Source organism: Vibrio ouci, assembly GCF_004551525.1.
Classification (GTDB): Bacteria; Pseudomonadota; Gammaproteobacteria; order Enterobacterales; family Vibrionaceae; genus Vibrio; species Vibrio ouci.
The window spans coordinates 1-973 of the sequence record NZ_SATR01000227.1 but is presented as its reverse complement, the minus strand read 5'-3'; the positions used below and the strand labels follow the sequence as shown (position 1 = coordinate 973).

Genomic DNA, 973 nt, shown 5'->3' with positions numbered 1-973 from the left:
GGGCGTTATGTGTAATCGAGAGTTCAGGGAAAGAATGAAAGTACTTATATCAGGATCCAATGGGTATATTGGTAGCCACGTGACTAAGATGTTTATCGAGAGTGGCTTTGAAGTTTCAACTTACAGCAGGTCTAGCGGTGTCTTACCTCTTGCTCGGAAGCTTACCAATGTGCTATCAGATTTCTCTGGTTACTTTGATATCGTTATAAATTGTGCTCGCCCACATTGGTCAGAATTTTCACCGGAGGAAATAGCTGATATAGAGTCCAAGCTGCTCACGCAGCTGGATAGACTAGCGGCTGACGGAGCAACAAAAGTCCACACATCGGGCGTTTGGTTATTTGGCAATGCTTCTCACAATGACCTGAAAGAATTTAGGCTTAAGCCTCTAGAGGCGGTGAAACCGGACACAGTTACAATAGGTTGTGCTATCAAAAAGAATTGGCATGTCGTTTACTGTCCTAGTTTGGTTTATGGTGGTGAAAACTGTCAGCTAAAGCGGATTGTAGACTCCTTATCTGACCAAACTCTCCAAGTAGCGATACCATCTCAAGGTTACAACCAATATATCCATGTTAATGATATCGCGCGATTTTATTTGGCACTGGTTCAAGGTAAACGTCCGGCTACACAACACTTTATTGCTGAGACTAAGGGGTATAGCCCCGAAGCATTTTCTCAATTGCTACTCGACTCTCGAGTCGTAAAGCGGGTTCACGAGTGCAGTTGGAGTGACTTTGAGAAATACCATGGCTCTTCGGCAGTCGAAATTGAAAAGCTAAATCTTAACCTTCCAATTAGTCCCTTGTTTGAATCGACTGAGTCATTAAGGAAGTACATAGAAAATTACACATAACAAACTGCTTAAGAGGGATTCGCAACGCGTGGCATTTTCACTATGCGTTGAATTTAGTGATTAAGGTGGTATGCGGCGGCTTCGGTATTGCGTTGCTCACCCCTTAGCAGGGCGTTA

General features: G+C 43.7%; 1 protein-coding gene. It reads left to right on the top strand.

What is annotated here, in order from left to right; all coding sequences use genetic code 11:
- Positions 1-34: 34 nt before the first annotated feature.
- Positions 35-856, top strand: a complete 822-nt coding sequence (locus ELS82_RS25345) for an NAD-dependent epimerase/dehydratase family protein (RefSeq protein ID WP_134837806.1) — start codon at positions 35-37, stop codon at positions 854-856.
- Positions 857-973 lie beyond the last annotated feature (117 nt).